The following is a 15,221-nucleotide window of genomic DNA, read 5'->3' as shown; positions in this document are numbered from 1 at the left end:
TCCAGAAATCTCCCGGAACGGGCCTTGTCACGACCAAACCTTAGTTAATCTCCCTTTCACGCCGACGCCCCCGCCGACCCACGGCGGGCGCCGTCCGAGAGGGGCACCGCCATGGGACACAGCCGTCCGACCACGAGGTCCACGAGGTCCACGACCACCGGGAGATGGGCGCGCTCGGCGCTGGCTCTGCTCTCGGCTGTCGCGGTGACCGTCCCGCTGGCGGCCGCGCCCGCGCAGGCCGCCACGCCGATCCGGGGGATGGTCGACGCCCACACCCACATCGCCGCCTCACAGGCGTTCGGCGGCGCCCTGCGGTGCGGTGAGCCGTTCGCCCCCGGCGGGATGGCTCAGGCCCTGGCCGACTGCCCCACGCACTCGGACCTCGGCCATTTCTCGCTTCTCGAGTCGGTCCTCGGCGGCACGCCCGTCCCCGGCGGCACACAGGGATACCCCACATTCACACAGTGGCCGGCCTCCAACTCGCAGTTGCACGAGCAGGCCTACTACACCGGTATCGAGCGCGCGTGGCGGGGCGGCCTCCGGGTGCTCAACAACTACCTGGTCGCCAACCGGGTGCTGTGCGAGATGCTCATCGGCTCGCCGTACTCGTGTGACGAGATGGACCAACTCCGTCGTCAGGTCGACTACATGAACCGCATGGAGGCCCACATCGACGCCAAACACGGCGGCCCCGGCCGGGGCTGGTTCCGGATCGCACGGTCTCCCGAGGAGGTCCGGTCGATCGCCGCGCAGGGCAAGCTCGCGGTGACGCTGGGGGTCGAGGCGTCCGAGCCGTTCGGGTGTCGGATGATCAACGACGTGCCGCTGTGCTCGGCCGAGGACATCGACCGCGGCCTCGACGAATTCGCTTCGTGGGGCGTGTCCACCGTGTTCCCGGTCCACAAGTTCGACAACGCCCTCGGCGGCGCCCGCATGGACGAGGACCTGGCAGGCCTGGCGGTGAACGTGGGCAACAAGATCGGCACCCAGCGATTCTGGGAGACCGAGCCGTGCACCGGCCCCGACGCGGACCACGACCAGCCGATCGCGAGCACCCCGGTCGCGGACGGGCTGTCCGCGCTCACGGCGGGCGCCCCCGCGGGAGCGGCACTTCCCGTGTATCCCGAGGCACCACTGTGCAACGTGCGCGGACTGACCCCGCTCGGCGAGCACGCCGTGCGGGGGATGATGGCGCGCGGCATGGTGATCAACATCGACCACATGAGCGTCAAGACGGCCACGCGGACGCTCGACATCGCCGCGGAGTCGGGGTACACGGGGCTCATCTCCGACCACACCTGGGCCACGCAGGGCATCACGCGCCGCATGCACGAACAGGGCGGGTTCGTGGCCGCCTTCGCGTGGCCCGCCGATGCGACCGAGACCTTCGAGACCGGCTTCCTCGAGGCCTGGCGCGCCAACACGGCCGGCACGACCCGCCCCTGGGCCGGGTACGGCTTCGGATCGGACGTCAACGGTCTGGCCCACCTCGCGGACGCGCGCCCCAGCGCGGCCACCGATCCGCTCGTCTACCCGTTCACCGCGCTCAGCGGCGAGGTGATGGACCGGTGGCAGTTCGGTGACCGCGTCTACGACCTCAACGTCGACGGCGTGGCCCAGTACGGCCTCTACGCGGACTGGGCGGCCGACCTTCTCCACCGGGCCGGATCCGACCGCCCCGAACTGGAGCGTCAGCTCATGGGCGGCGCCGAGGCCTGGACGGCCAACTGGGAACGCGTGCGGTGACCCGACCCGCCGACCGCGTCGGTCCCCTGTGGATCCTGGCGCTCACGCTCGGCGTCGTGGCGGTCTTCGCCTCGTGGTTCGGCCCGCTGCAGATTCTCCTACCCGTTCAGACCGACAGGATCGGTGGCCCGGGTGGCAGAGAGGCGCTCCTCGGACTGGTGGTGGGAACAGGCGCCGCCGTCGCCCTCGTGGCCAATCCGGTGTGGGGGCTCGTCTCCGACCGGTGCCGCGCGAGGCTCGGGACCCGGATGCCGGTGGTGTACGTGGGCACGGCGATCGGGGTGGCGGGTCAACTGCTGCTCCTGACCTCCGATTCCGGACCGGCCACGGTCGCGGGCTGGGTCCTGGTGCAGCTGGGGTTCAACGGACCGTTCGCGGTGCTGGCCGCCCTGATGGCCGATCGTGTCCCCGAGCAGCAGCGCGGCGTGGTGGGGTCGTTGTTCGGGGTCGGGCAGATCGTCGGCGTGATCAGCGGAGTGGCGGTGGCGGAGTCCGTCGGCGGTGGCACGACCGGGTACCTGGTGCTCGCGGTGCTCACACCCGCGCTGCTCTCGGCGATCGTGGTGGCGGGACGTGCTGCGCCGGTCGTCTCCCCCGACCCCGCGGGATCCGGCGATGACCCGCGATCCCGGATCGCTCTCACGGACTTCCGCCCGACCCGCGAGTACTGCTGGGCGTGGGCACTGCGGTTCCTCATGAACCTCACCAACGCGATCCTGCTGATCTACCTTTTCTTCTTCCTCGACTCCGTGGTCGGGGTGCCCGATCCCGGCAACGCGGTCCTCATGATCACCGTCGTCACCCTCGTCCTCTCGGCGGTGTGCGCGGCCACGGCGGGGGCGTTCTCCGACCGGCTCCACCGCCGCCGCGAAATCGCCGCCGCCGGGGCGCTGATCACCGCCGGGGGGTTGATCGGACTCGCGGCCTCCTCCACCATGCCCGCCGTGCTGGCCGCCGCGGCCGTCCTCGGCGTGGGGTGGGGACTGTTCATCGCGGTCGACATGGCGATCATCACCGGGTCCCTGGCCACCTCCGGCACCGCGGGAACCCTCCTGGGCATGGCCAACATCGCCACCTCGCTGCCGCAGGTGGTGGCTCCCGCGATCGCCGTTCCCCTCGTCACCTCCGCGGCCGGCTACCCCGCCCTCTACGGGGTGGGCGCGGGCATCGCCGTCGCCGCCGCGCTGTGCACCCTGCAACTCCGCGGCGTCCGATAGCCCCACCAGAAAGGACCACTCCACGTGCCGACCCGAGACCCGATCCTGCCCCCCGGATTCCGCCTGGGCACCGCCACCGCCGCCGCCCAGATCGAGGGCGGGGCCGACGCCGACGGGCGCGGCCCGAGCATCTGGGACACCTTCGCCGCCGAACCCGGCCGCATCCGCGGCGGCGACACCCCTGCCGTGGCGTGCGACCACTACCACCGCCACGCCGAGGACGTCCGCGACCTGGCCGAGCTCGGGGTCGACGATTACCGCTTCTCCATCTCCTGGTCCCGGGTCCTGCCCACGGGGAGCGGGCGGGTCAACGGGCCCGGCCTGGACTTCTACTCGCGGCTCGTCGACGACCTCCTGGCGGCCGGCATCCGCCCCGTGCCCACGCTCTACCACTGGGACCTGCCGCAGACCCTGCAGGACGAGGGCGGCTGGCTGCGCCGGGACACCTCCCGGGCCCTGGCCGACTACGCCGCGGTGATGGTCGACGCCCTCGGGGACCGCGTCACCCGCTGGCTCACGCTCAACGAGATGAACGTCCACACCCTCTACGGCCACGGACTCACCGATCACGCACCGGCACTCGGGATGGGGCTGGACTGCCTGCCCGTGGCGCACAATCTGCTCCGCGCCCACGGCCTGGCGGTCGAGGCCATACGGGCCGCCGGGCCCCGGCACGAGGTGGGGGTGGTCCAACAGCACTTCCCCGTCCTCGCCGCGACCGACTCCGCCGAAGACGTCGAGGCCGCCGAGATGTTCCGCATCCTCACCAACTGGCTGTTCTCCGATCCCGTCCTGCGCGGCACCTACCCGGAGGACTGGGTGGCCGAGCTCGTCATGAACTCTGCGGGCCTGACCCCCGACCAGCTCGACCGGGACCTCGCCGTCATCGCCGGGCCCCTCGACCACTACGGCGTCAACTACTACGAACCCACGGTGATCGAGGCCCCGCGCGCCGACACCGACTATTCCGGGGTGCTCGAGGTGGACTTCCCGCAGGACATGCCGTTCCGCCCGGTACGGATCGAGGGCGTCGAGCGGACCGATTTCGACTGGCCGATCGTGCCGTCGGGCCTCACCGACATCCTCGTGTCGCTCCACGAGCGCTATCCGGGACTGCCGCCGGTCACGGTGACCGAGAACGGGTGTTCCTATCACGACGGCCCGGGGCCGGACGGCGCCGTCCACGACGCGCGGCGGATCGACTTCCTCCGCGCACACCTGGCGGCCGTGGTGGACGCCGTCGACGCGGGCGTGAACGTGGACGGGTACTACGTGTGGTCGGCCGTGGACAATTTCGAGTGGGCCGCCGGATACGCCGAGCGCTTCGGCCTGGTCCACGTGGACCACGGCACCCTGGCGCGGACCCGTAAGGATTCCTGGTACTGGTACCGCGACCTGATCGCCGAGCACCGGGAGCGACTCGCCCGAGGTGGTCCGACACGACCCTCAGGAGCGCATCCGGCGGTCTAGGCTGGGCGGATGACCACAGCTTCGACCACCGGTCGCCGTCGACCCCTGGGCCTGATCGGCGTGTGCACGGCCCTCGCGCTCCTCGGGTCGGCGTGTGGGACACCGTTGGCCACACCCGACCCGGACGCGAGTCCGGCCGCCTACTCGGCGCTCGAGGTCGGCGAGGACCGGATCGACTACGCGGTCGGCAAGGTCACCGACATCGTCGAGGAGGAACTGGAGGCCTCCGGGATCCCGGGCGCGGCCGTCGCCGTGGTGCACGGCGGCGAGGTGGTCCTCGCGGAAGGCTTCGGCGTCCGGGACACCAGCACCGGCGCCGAGGTCGACGCGCAGACCGTCTTCCCACTGGCCTCGATCTCCAAGTCGGTCAGCGCCACCGTGGTGGCCGCGGAGAGCGACGACGGCGAGGTCGACTGGTCCACCCCCGTGAGCCAGTACCTGCCGTGGTTCGAGCTCTCCGATGCCCAGGTGTCGCCCCTCGTCACCGTGGGCGACGTCTTCGCGCACCGCTCGGGGCTGCCCGAACACGCGGGGGACGATCTCGAGGACCTGGGGTATGACCGACCCGCGGTCCTGCATGGTCTGCGGCACCTTCCGCTCACGCCGTTCAGGGCCTCGTACGCGTACACCAACTTCGGACTGACGGCCGGTGCGGAAGCCGTCGCGGTCGCCGCGGGCACGCCCTGGGCCGAGTTGAGCCGTGAGCGGATCTTCCGGCCCCTCGGGATGGGCGACACCTCGTTCTCCCACGATGAGCTGATCGAGCGGGACAACCGGGCCGTCGGCCACGTCAGGAGCGACGCGGGCGAGGCGAACGGCGACTGGGTGCCGGCCGATCCCCAACGCGATCCCGACGCGCAGGCCCCGGCGGGTGGCCTGAGTTCGTCGGTGACCGACATGGCCGCGTGGATGGCCATGGTGTTGGACGACGGCAGGGCGCCGGACGGCTCCCAGGTGGTGCCCGTCGAGGCCCTGAGGGAGGCCCTCACCCCGCAGATCGTGTCCTCGCCCCCGCAGGCCGCGGCCGACCGTCCCGGCGGCTACGGGTACGGCTTCAACATCAGCACCAGCTCCTCGGGCCGCGTCCAGTGGAGCCATTCCGGGGCGTTCGCTCTCGGCGCGGGCACGGCGATGCTCATGATGCCCTCGCTGGACCTCGGGATCATCACGGTGACCAACGCCTCGCCCAGCGGCGTGGCGGAGACGATCAATGCCCGGTTCGCCGACTACGCCCAGTACGGCGACCCCACGCTGGACTGGCGGGAGCTGTTCGGCCAGGCATTCGCCCCACTTCTCGATCCCGTGGGGGACCTGGTGGGCGCGCGGCGACCCGCCGCCCCTTTGCCCTCGCCGGACCCGGCCGAGCTGACGGGGACCTACCGCAACGACTACTTCGGGGAGCTCGAGGTGCGGCAGTCGCAGGACGGGCTGGAGGTGATCGTGGGCCGCGGGACCGCGGCCTGGCCGCTCGAGCCCTGGGACGGCGGGACGTTCGCCGTCGAACCGCGGAGTGAGAACTGGCCACCGGGGTCGCGGGGTTCGGTGACGTTCGACGACGACGAGGTCACCGTCGATCTCCTCGACCGCGACGGTCTCGGGACCTTCACCCGAGCTCCGGCAGAGGACGACCCCGCCGAGGGCGATCCCGGCGACTGACGCGCCGTCTGTCGCGTCTGGCGTCGGCGTCGGGGGTGGTCAGAAACGTCGAGAGCCACCTCATCCGCGGATCGGCGTCCACCAGGAAGGCCTTGACCACGAGCGTCAACGGCACCGCCAGGATCGCGCCCAACGCGCCGGCCACCGAGGTCCAGAACACCAGCGAGAGGAACGTCACGGTGGGGGTGAGCCCCACGGCGTCGCCGGTGAACTTGGGCTGGATGAAGCTCTGGATGACCAGGTTGACCACGCAGTAGATCACCACCACCCAGATGGCGTCGACCGGTCCCCCGGTCAGGAGTGCGAACAGCGCGGGCGGCACGAGGCCCAGCACGAAGCCGATGTTGGGGATGTAGTTGGTGACGAAGGCGAGTACGCCCCACACCACGGCGAGCGGCACGCCGATGATCATCAGCGCCACGGTGTCGATGATCGCGACGATGAGACCGAAGATCGTCGAGACGATCCAGTACGACTTCACGCCGTCGGTGAAGGAGCTGAGGGCGTCGGCAAGCCGGGGCCGCTGACGGACGATCACGGCTCGCCGACGGGTGACGCCCGGGACGTCGAACACCAGGAAGGTCAGCGCGATCACCAGGACGGTGAGCTGGCCCCCCGCCGAGGACACCTGCCCCGCCACGTTCTGGACCGTCCCGATGATCGTGCCGGGGTCCACGCCCGCCAGGCTCGACGAGACCTGATCCTGGCTGACCCCGAACCGGCCGAGGAACTCGATGATCTGGCCGTAGAGCTCGACGAACCTGTCCTGATACTGCGGGATCTCCTCGGCGGCGATCCACAGCGCCCACACGAGCATCCCCACCAGCGCGGCCAGCAGGAGGTAGAGCACCAGCAGGACGATGATCATCCCACCCCACCGTGGCAGGCCGGCCCGCTCCAGGCGCCGCTGCAGCGGCTGGGCGGCGATCACCAGGTTGAGGGCGAGGAAGGCCGGCATGACCATGGCCGCGTGCTGGGAGATCCCCCAGACCACCGCGAACGCCGCGGCCAGCGACACCACCGTGACGCCCGCGATTCCCCACCCCCTGGGCTCCTCGTGCGGGGCAGGCGCCTCGGGTTCGCGCACGTCGTCGCCAGTGGTCGTCATGGCCCCTCCTCGACCCGCGCCCAGCGCGCCGGACGCGGATCAGAGTAGCCCTGTCAGCCCCCGTTCAGCGCCGAACGGATGGCGTCGACGTCGACGTCGTCGAGGTCGGCCGGATCCCACGTGGGATCGCGGTCCTTGTCGATCACCACGGCCCGCACTCCCTCGATGAAGTCCGGACGGGCGGTGATCCATCCGCCCAGCTCCAGCTCGTTGTCGAGGCATTCGCGGAGATCGCCCGCGGCGGCGCCGGCGCGGAGCAGCTCGATGGTGGCGACGACGGACGTCGGGCAGTGGGACCGCAGCATCCCTAGGGTCGCGGTGGCCCACTCGTCCTGCGGGCCGGACTCCAGGGCGTCGACCATCTCCTGCGCGGTGCCGCGGCCGAAGACGTCCTCGATCCGGTCGATGTGCTGCTCGACCGCGGACTCCCCCGCCGCCGCGTGCTCGAGGCCGTGTCGCTCGAGGGCGGCGTCGAGGCCGTCGGATCCGATGGCGGCGACGAAGGCGTCGCGGTCGGCGTCGTCGATCAGATGGGTGGCCAGACCCGTGTAGAGGGCGTCGGCGGAATTCATCCGGACCCCGGTGGTGCCGAGGTAGATCCCCACCGCCAGACCGCGGGTCCCGCCGCCGCACAGCCGGGGGAGGAAGTGACTGGCGCCGACGTCGGGGACGAACCCGATCGCCGTCTCGGGCATAGCCATCATGACCTTGGTGGTGACCACGCGATGCGAACCGTTGATGGAGATCCCGAGGCCGCCGCCCATCGCGACGCCGTGGATCACCGCGACCGTGGGCACCCGGTGGGTGTGGTACGCGAGGTCCATCGCGTACTCCTCGGAGAAGAACTCCCGGTTGGTCTGGTGCTCCCCGGCGGCCGCGGCGTCGCGCAGGGCGCGGATGTCGCCGCCCGCGCAGAACGCCTTCTCCGAGGTGCTCGTGGTGACGACGGCTTCCACGCCCGAGTCCTGCGAGGCGGCGTCCAGGGCGGAGTGCAGGGCCCGGCACATGGGCAGGTCGAGGGAGTTCAGGGCCTTGGGGCGGTCCAGGACGATGTGCTGCATCCGGCCTTCTCGCCGGGTGGTGACGAATTCGCTCATGCCCCCAGTGTGTCAGGCCGGTCACCCGACGTCGCCGGGATACTAGGAATTCCTACCTAGGTCGCCCCCGCCTCGCCTCAGAGCAACTCCGATGCTACGTCCGGGACGTACTTGAACTCCTCGCGCGGCGGCCGCTCGTAGTTGGCACCCTCGGGTCGCTCCGGGATCTCGAAGGTCGGCGGCTCCAGCTTCTCCCACGGGACGGTGGAGAGCAGGTGGGAGATCACGTTGATCCGCGACCGCTTCTTGTCCTCGGACTCGACCGTGTACCAGGGCGCCTCCGGGATGTCGGTGTGGATGAACATCTCGTCCTTGGCCCGGCTGTAGGCCTCCCACCGGTTGATCGACTCCAGGTCCATCGGCGAGAGCTTCCACCGGCGCATGGGATCGTCGTGCCGGGAGCGGAACCGGCGCTCCTGCTCCTCGTCCGACACGGAGAACCAGTACTTGCGCAGCATGATCCCGTCCTCCACGAGCAGGCGCTCGAAGATCGGCGCCTGGTGCAGGAAACGGCGGTACTCGTCGGTCGTACAGAAGCCCATCACGCGCTCCACGCCGGCCCGGTTGTACCAGGAGCGGTCGAAGATCACGATCTCACCGGCTGCCGGCAGGTGCTCGACGTAGCGCTGGAAGTACCACTGCGTCTTGTGCACCTCGGTCGGCGCGGGCAGTGCGACCACGCGGGCGAACCGAGGGTTGAGGTACTGGGTGATCCGCTTGATCGCCGACCCTTTTCCTGCGGCGTCGCGGCCCTCGAACACCACCACGAGCCGGTTGCCCGTCTCCTTGAGCCAGGCCTGCATCTCCACGAGCTCGGCCTGCAAGCGCTCCAGCTCGGCCTCGTAGGCCTTCTTGGGCAGCTTCTCGAGCCCGCTGGGGAGCAGGTTCTTGGTGCTCGACTTCTTACCCGCCGCGTCCTTACCCGCCGAGCCCGAGGCGGCCTTGGGGCGAGCCTTCATGGCGTCCTTCTTGCCGTTCTTCTCACCGCTCATTCCACCGATAGTACGACCGCGGGGGGCGCGCCGGGCCCGGAGGATGAACTTGACAGTCATGGAGGGTTCTGTCTAGTTTTCTGCGAGGGTGACACACGTCACCTCTCCACTCGCGTTCCTGACGGTAAGGCGACATGACGACTCTCACCCGCCGAGGGTTCCTCGGCTCACTCGCCGCCGCCGGGGTTGCAGCACTCGTGGCCGACCCCCTCGCCGCCGGCCAGGTGACCGACCCCGCGAACCCCGCACCCGCAGGCCCCGGACGAATCCCCCACGAGGTGCAGGACCACCGGGTCCTCGTGGTGGGCAGCGGGTTCGGTGGCGGCGTCGCGGCACTCCGGCTCGCCCAGGCGGGCGTCCCCGTCGTCGTCATGGAACGAGGTCGCCGCTGGCCCACCGGCCCCGACTCGACCACCTACCCCAGCGTCAGCGCCCCCGACGAGCGCATCCTGTGGTTCCGCTCCGCACCCGAGGTCTTCGGCCGTCCCGTGGACCTGCCGCGCTACACCGGACTGCTCGACGCCTCCGTGGGCGAGAACATGACCTCCGTGTGCGCCACCGGCGTCGGAGGCGGGTCCCTCATCTACCAGGGCATGTCGCTCCAGCCCAGCGAGGAGTTGTTCCAGACCTGGTTCCCGGGCGGGATCGACTGGCGCGAGATGGAGCGGGAGTACTTCCCCCGGGTCTCCCGGATGCTCCGCCTGGCCGAGGCCCCGGACGAACTCATCGACTCCCCCCGGTACGCGGCTGCCCGCGTCTTCGCCCAGCGGGTCCGGGCCGCCGGTCTGCCCCTGCGCAAGATCCCCATGCCCATCGACTGGGACTACGCGCTGGCCGAGCTGCGCGGCGAGATGCGGCCCTCCTACACCGACAGCTCGGGCGCGCTCGGCGTCAACAACGGCGGCAAGCACACCGTCGACGTGACGTACCTCGCCGACGCCGAGGCCACGGGACTCGTCGACGTCCGACCGCTGCACGACGTCCGCGCCATGCGGCGGCTGCCCGACGGACGCTGGGAGCTGGACGTCGAGGTCCTCGACACCGCCGGACGTCTCCTCAAGACGCTGGCGATGCGCGCACCCGCGGTCATGCTGGGTGCCGGGTCGGTGGGCACCTCCACACTGCTCACCCGAGCCTCCGCCACCGGCACGCTCACCGACCTCCCCGACGCCGTCGGCAGCGGCTGGGGCACCAACGCCGACCGGATCTACACCTGGACCGACCCCACCGCCGGATTCGGCGCCGTCCAGGGCGGGCCGGTGATCTACGGCAGCCTCAACTGGTCGGACCCCACCACCGCGCACACCCTCATCCAGGCGTCGATCCCCGCGTTCGGTACGGATGTGCACACCACGATGATGGTCGGGTACGGGGTGAGCGCCGACCGCGGCCGGATCGTCTACGACTCAGCGCAGGACCGCGGCGTCATCCGCTGGCCGGCGGCAGGCGACGCGGGCATCCTGCGCGGTCACATCGAGCCCACCGCCCGCGCCATCATCGGTCCGACCGGCCACCTCACCGACACCAACGCCATCGTCAATTCCACCTGGCACCCGCTCGGCGGCGCGGCCATGGAGCAGGTCTGCGACCTCGACGGGCGGGTCCTGGGCCAGCGGGGCCTGTACGTCGTCGACGGGGCCCTCATCCCGGGCACCACCGCCGCCTGCAATCCGTCACTGACCATCGCGGCGATCGCCGAGCGCGCCCTCGACCGGATCGTCCGCCACGATGTGGGCGCGATCTTCTGAGGAGGCAGTGGTCGAGGCCGTTCGAGCGAGCAGCGGGCGAGGCCTTCCGGAAGCATGTGCACACCGTCATCAGCCTGGAATGCCCGGAACCGGTGGCGGCCACCGGGATAATGGATGGTGTGAGGTCCCGCGAGAACATCCTCGACGCCACCCGCCGCGTGATCGGCGAGGTGGGCTTCGAGGGCGTCAACATCGCTGTGGTGGCCAAGCGGGCCGGGGTGAGTCGACAGACCGTGTACTCGATCTTCGGCACCCGTGAGGAACTCGTCAGCGAGACGATAACCCATCAGCTCACCGCACTCCTCGGGGCCTACGAGTCGCTCATCGACTCGGCGGACTCGCTGCTCGAACTCCTGGTGGAGATGGTGATCGTGTCCCGGAGCAGGATCCTCGGCGACCCGCTCCTCCACGCGCTGACGCTCTCCGGCGAGGGCAACCCGATCCACCATCCCGGAGCCACCGACAGATCCCTCGGCTACACAGCTCAGCTGTTGAGACCGGCGCTGGAGCGATTCCCCGAGTACGCCGACAGAATCGACTTCCTCGCCGACGTCGGCGTCCACATCGGCTGGTCGGTGATCGTGCTCGACCATCCCGACTCCCGCTCCGACGCCGAGCTCCGGGCCTTCCTCACCGCCTGGCTGGCGCCGCTGTTCACCTCGTCGTCGTGAGCACCCGGCTGGTCCTGTGGGACCTCGACCTCACTCTGCTCGACCCCGCCGGGTTCGGTTCGCGGATGATCGGGCCCGCTCTCGCCGAGATGGTGGGTCGGGAGCCGATCATGGGCACTTCCTTCGCCGGACGGACGGACCGCGCGATCTGCACCGACCTGCTCGCGAGAAACGGTGTCGAGCCGCGCGACGAGCTCGTCAGCCGCCTCCTCCACGCAGTCGCCGAGAGGTGCGAGACCCACGGTCAGGATCTGCTCGACGCGGGCGGCGGTCCTCTACCGGGCGCGCACGAGGCGGTGCGGGCCCTCGCCTCCGTGGCCGGGGTGCGCCAGGGGATCGTCACCGGCAACATGCGGCGGACGGCGCTGCTCAAGCTCCGGTTGTGCGGTTTCGACGGCCTGCCGGATCCTCGGTTGGGCGCGTTCGGTGATCACCACGCCGACCGCGCCGACCTCGTGCGCGGGGCGATCGCCACGGCCCGCGACCTCGGGCTCGACGTCTCCGCCGGCACCACTGTGGTGATCGGGGACCACGTCCACGACGTGCGCGGGGCACTCGATGCGGGCGCACACTGCGTCGCGGTCGCCACCGGCCGGGTCACCGCTGACGAGTTGCGCGCGGCCGGAGCCCACGCCGTCCTGCCCGACCTCACGGACGTGGAGTCCCTTCGCGAGGCTCTATCCGTCGGTCTGCGGGTCAGCCCTCTATCTGCTCGCCGATCTCCATCCAGCGTTCCTCGAGCTGCTCCTTCTCCGCCGTCACCTCTTTGAGATCGCGGTCGAGGGAGGCGAGCTTCTCCGTGTCGAGAGCTTCTCCTGCGGCCGCGGTGAGGGCCTCGTGGAGGGTGGCCTGTCGCTGATCGAGCTTGAGCATCTGGCGCTCGATCTTGGACATCTCCTTGCGCAGCGCCCGCTCCTCGCCCGAGCTGAGACCGGACCCGGCGGGCGCAGCGGACGCCGAGCCCGCACCGGACCCGGAGCCCGCCTCGCGCAGGACCTTGCCCGAGTCGCCCGCCGCCCCGGCGCGGGCGCGGCGCTCGAGGTACTCGTCGATCCCCCGCGGGAGGTTGGTGAGCCCGCCGTCGCCGAACAGGGCCCACACCGAGTCACAGATTCGCTCGACGAGGTAGCGGTCGTGGGAGATCACGACCATCGTGCCGGGCCAGCCGTCGAGCAGGTCCTCGAGCTGGCGGAGCGTGTCGATGTCGAGGTCGTTGGTGGGCTCGTCGAGCAACAGTACGTTGGGCTCGTCCATGAGCACCCGAGTGAGCTGCAGTCGCCGCCGCTCGCCGCCGGAGAGGTCCCCGACCGGCGTGCGCTGGCGGGCCGGGGTGAAGCCGAGGCGCTCGGCCAGCTGGGAGGCGCTGAGCTCGATGTCGCCGAACGCGACCCGCGCGGCCACGTCCTCGATCGCCTCGAGCACCCGCTGGTCCAGCGGCAGATCGTCGAGCTCCTGCTTGAGCCACCCGACGCGGACGGTCTTGCCCTCCTTGCGGCGGCCGGCGGCGAGCGGGGCCTCGCCGGCGAGGGCGCGCAGCAGGGTCGTCTTACCCGAACCGTTGACACCCACCAGGCCGAGTCGCTCACCGGGGGCCAGGCGCCAGGTCAGGTCCTCGACGAGGGTGCGGCCGTCGGGGGCGTCGAGACGGGCCTCCTCGAGCTCGATGACCACCTTGCCGAGCCTCCGGGCCGCGAAGCTCGACAGGCGTAGGGAATCCCGGGGCGGCGGCACGTCCTTGATCAGCGCCTCCGCTGCCTCGATGCGGTACCGCGGCTTGGAGGTCCGCGCCGGTGCGCCGCGACGCAGCCAGGCGAGCTCCTTGCGCATGAGGTTCTGCCGGCGGGACTCGGAGGCGGCGGCCTGACGGTCCCGCTCGGCGCGGGCGAAGACCCAGTCGTTGTACCCGCCCTCGAACTGCTCGACCCGGCCGTCGACAACCTCCCAGGTGTGGGTGGCGACGGTGTCGAGGAACCACCGGTCGTGGGTGACCACGACGAGGGCGGAGGACCGCGAGCGGAGGTGATCGGCGAGCCACTGCACCCCTTCGACATCGAGGTGGTTGGTCGGCTCGTCCAGTACCAGCAGGTCCAGGTCCCGGACCAGCGCGGCGGCGAGTGAGACCCGCCGCCGCTCGCCGCCGGACAGGTCCCCCACCGCGGTGTCCAGGCCCAGGTCGTGGATGCCGATCCCGTCGAGCACGGCGCGGATCCTCGCATCCCCCGCCCACTCGTGCGTGGCCACGCCCAGACCGCCGAGCACGGCCTCGCCCACGGTGTCGGCGGCCGGCTCGGTCCGCTGGGTCACCACGGCCAGTCGCAGGCCGCTCACGCGCGAGACCCGCCCGGTGTCCGGCTCGGCCACGCCGGTGAGGATCTCGAGAAGCGTGGTCTTGCCGCCGCCGTTCAGACCGACCACGCCGATGCGGTCGCCGGCGTTGACGCCCAGGGAGACGTCGTCGAGCACCTGTCGGATCCCGAAGGACACCGACCCCTGCTCGAGGTTGATGAGGTTGGTGGGGGCCATTACTGCTCCGGTGTCTGTTGCGGGTTGTCTATGACGTGGGCGCCGGCGACGGGGCCGCGGGTGAGTCGGACCTCGCGCGCGACGCCGGTCTCGCTCACCTCGGTGGCCACCGCGATCGCCTGCTCGCGGTGGGCGCAGAAGAACAGGCAGGTGGGGCCGGAGCCGGAGACCATACCGTGCAGGGCACCCGCCTCGGCTCCGGCCCGGAGGGTCTTGCGCAGGGCCGGCATCAGCGAGAGGGCGGCGGGTTCGAGGTCGTTGGCGAGGTTTCCCGCCACACCCGCCGGGTCGTCGCCGGCGAGCGCCTCGACCAGTGCGTCGACGCTCCCTGCCCGGGGCAGTTCGCGGCCGGTGCCTCCCTCCGCGCGCAGCCGGTCGAGCTCGGCGAAGACCACCGGGGTGGTCAGGCCGCCGTCGGCGAGGGCCACCACGATGTGCTGTTCGGCCCGGGCGTGCAGCAGCGGGGCGAGCTTCTCCCCCCGGCCGGTGCCGAGCGCCGTGCCGCCGCGGAGGCAGAACGGCACGTCGCTGCCCAGGCGGGCGGCCAGTGACTCGAGCGCCGCCCGCCCCAGTCCCAGTCCCAGCAGTCGGTCCGTGGCCACGAGCGCGGCCGCGGCGTCCGCGCTCCCGCCCGCCATCCCGCCGGCCACGGGGACGCCCTTGACGATCCGGATCGACAACCGCGCGTCGACCCCGGCCTCGCCGCGGAGCAGGTCGACCGCCCTGGCGGCGAGGTTGCTCCGGTCCGTGGGCACCTGGTACGCACCGGGCCCGGAGACGATCACCTCGCCGTCACTGTCGTCGCCAGCGCCGTCGCCGTCGACCAGCGCGACCGTGACCTGTTCCCACAGGTCCACGGCCCGGTACACGGTGAGCAGGTCGTGGAATCCGTCCGCGCGCAGATCACCGACCCCCAGGTGGAGGTTGATCTTGGCGGGGGCGACGGCCGTCACGGCGCGCGCGCCGGCGGGGGTGGAGACGTCACGAGGCACG

12 protein-coding genes are annotated in these 15,221 nt (G+C 71.1%); 7 read left to right on the top strand and 5 right to left on the bottom strand.

What is annotated here, in order from left to right; all coding sequences use genetic code 11:
• Positions 1-111: 111 nt before the first annotated feature.
• The 4 genes from CEY15_RS11905 to CEY15_RS11890 are packed head-to-tail and all read left to right on the top strand — an operon-like array spanning position 112 to position 6,089.
• Positions 112-1,746, top strand: coding sequence for a dipeptidase (locus CEY15_RS11905; protein ID WP_245847584.1), 1,635 nt, complete (start codon positions 112-114; stop codon positions 1,744-1,746).
• The gene (locus tag CEY15_RS11900) at positions 1,743-2,963 is read left to right on the top strand and encodes an MFS transporter (protein WP_245847582.1); all 1,221 of its coding nucleotides are present in this window, start codon (positions 1,743-1,745) and stop codon (positions 2,961-2,963) included. Before CEY15_RS11905 ends, CEY15_RS11900 begins: the two co-directional genes overlap by 4 nt.
• 24 nt (positions 2,964-2,987) lie before the next feature.
• Positions 2,988-4,433, top strand: coding sequence for a GH1 family beta-glucosidase (locus CEY15_RS11895; protein ID WP_095718621.1), 1,446 nt, complete (start codon positions 2,988-2,990; stop codon positions 4,431-4,433).
• A gap of 9 nt (positions 4,434-4,442) precedes the next feature.
• Entirely contained in the window at positions 4,443-6,089 is a 1,647-nt protein-coding gene (locus CEY15_RS11890; protein ID WP_017838502.1) for a serine hydrolase, read from the top strand.
• Here the strand turns inward: CEY15_RS11890 and CEY15_RS11885 are convergent.
• From CEY15_RS11885 to ppk2, 3 genes are all read right to left on the bottom strand, one after another.
• Complete coding sequence (locus CEY15_RS11885) at positions 6,037-7,197, bottom strand: AI-2E family transporter (protein ID WP_017838501.1); 1,161 nt, start codon at positions 7,195-7,197, stop codon at positions 6,037-6,039. The genes CEY15_RS11890 and CEY15_RS11885 overlap by 53 nt on opposite strands.
• A gap of 53 nt (positions 7,198-7,250) precedes the next feature.
• Positions 7,251-8,294 (bottom strand): enoyl-CoA hydratase/isomerase family protein, encoded by a 1,044-nt coding sequence (locus CEY15_RS11880; RefSeq protein WP_017838500.1) that lies wholly within the window; start codon positions 8,292-8,294, stop codon positions 7,251-7,253.
• A gap of 77 nt (positions 8,295-8,371) precedes the next feature.
• On the bottom strand, positions 8,372-9,253 hold the full coding sequence (gene ppk2, locus CEY15_RS11875) for a polyphosphate kinase 2 (protein WP_428844198.1): 882 nt from the start codon (positions 9,251-9,253) through the stop codon (positions 8,372-8,374).
• 167 nt (positions 9,254-9,420) lie between these two features.
• Here ppk2 and CEY15_RS11870 point away from each other — a divergent pair, with 167 nt between their 5' ends.
• The 3 genes from CEY15_RS11870 (at position 9,421) to CEY15_RS11860 (ending at position 12,475) form a co-directional block, all read left to right on the top strand.
• Positions 9,421-11,034, top strand: a complete 1,614-nt coding sequence (locus CEY15_RS11870; RefSeq protein ID WP_017838498.1) for a GMC oxidoreductase — start codon at positions 9,421-9,423, stop codon at positions 11,032-11,034.
• Between the two features lie 119 nt (positions 11,035-11,153).
• Positions 11,154-11,705, top strand: coding sequence for a TetR/AcrR family transcriptional regulator (locus CEY15_RS11865; protein ID WP_031265370.1), 552 nt, complete (start codon positions 11,154-11,156; stop codon positions 11,703-11,705).
• On the top strand, positions 11,702-12,475 hold the full coding sequence (locus CEY15_RS11860) for an HAD family hydrolase (RefSeq protein WP_017838496.1): 774 nt from the start codon (positions 11,702-11,704) through the stop codon (positions 12,473-12,475). The genes CEY15_RS11865 and CEY15_RS11860 overlap by 4 nt, the downstream gene beginning before the upstream one ends.
• Here CEY15_RS11860 and CEY15_RS11855 read toward each other — a convergent pair.
• Together CEY15_RS11855 and CEY15_RS11850 are read right to left on the bottom strand one after the other, a co-directional pair.
• Entirely contained in the window at positions 12,402-14,228 is a 1,827-nt protein-coding gene (locus CEY15_RS11855) for an ABC-F family ATP-binding cassette domain-containing protein (protein ID WP_095718620.1), read from the bottom strand. The genes CEY15_RS11860 and CEY15_RS11855 overlap by 74 nt on opposite strands.
• Positions 14,228-15,220 (bottom strand): 4-(cytidine 5'-diphospho)-2-C-methyl-D-erythritol kinase, encoded by a 993-nt coding sequence (locus CEY15_RS11850; RefSeq protein WP_095718619.1) that lies wholly within the window; start codon positions 15,218-15,220, stop codon positions 14,228-14,230. Before CEY15_RS11850 ends, CEY15_RS11855 begins: the two co-directional genes overlap by 1 nt.
• Between the last annotated feature and the right edge of the window lies 1 nt (position 15,221).

The sequence above is a fragment of the Dietzia natronolimnaea genome (genome assembly GCF_002289575.1).
GTDB classification, from domain to species: domain Bacteria; phylum Actinomycetota; class Actinomycetes; order Mycobacteriales; family Mycobacteriaceae; genus Dietzia; species Dietzia natronolimnaea_A.
This window is presented reverse-complemented; position numbering and strand designations above follow the sequence as displayed.

Excerpts from the sequence above, each read along its gene's own strand:
- CEY15_RS11905 (WP_245847584.1), top strand. The coding sequence starts at position 112 with ATGGGACACAGCCGTCCGACCACGAGGTCCACGAGGTCCACGACCACC.
- CEY15_RS11890 (WP_017838502.1), top strand. The coding sequence starts at position 4,443 with ATGACCACAGCTTCGACCACCGGTCGCCGTCGACCCCTGGGCCTGATC.
- CEY15_RS11885 (WP_017838501.1), bottom strand. The coding sequence starts at position 7,197 with ATGACGACCACTGGCGACGACGTGCGCGAACCCGAGGCGCCTGCCCCG.
- CEY15_RS11880 (WP_017838500.1), bottom strand. The coding sequence starts at position 8,294 with ATGAGCGAATTCGTCACCACCCGGCGAGAAGGCCGGATGCAGCACATC.
- ppk2 (WP_428844198.1), bottom strand. The coding sequence starts at position 9,253 with ATGAAGGCTCGCCCCAAGGCCGCCTCGGGCTCGGCGGGTAAGGACGCG.
- CEY15_RS11870 (WP_017838498.1), top strand. The coding sequence starts at position 9,421 with ATGACGACTCTCACCCGCCGAGGGTTCCTCGGCTCACTCGCCGCCGCC.
- CEY15_RS11855 (WP_095718620.1), bottom strand. The coding sequence starts at position 14,228 with ATGGCCCCCACCAACCTCATCAACCTCGAGCAGGGGTCGGTGTCCTTC.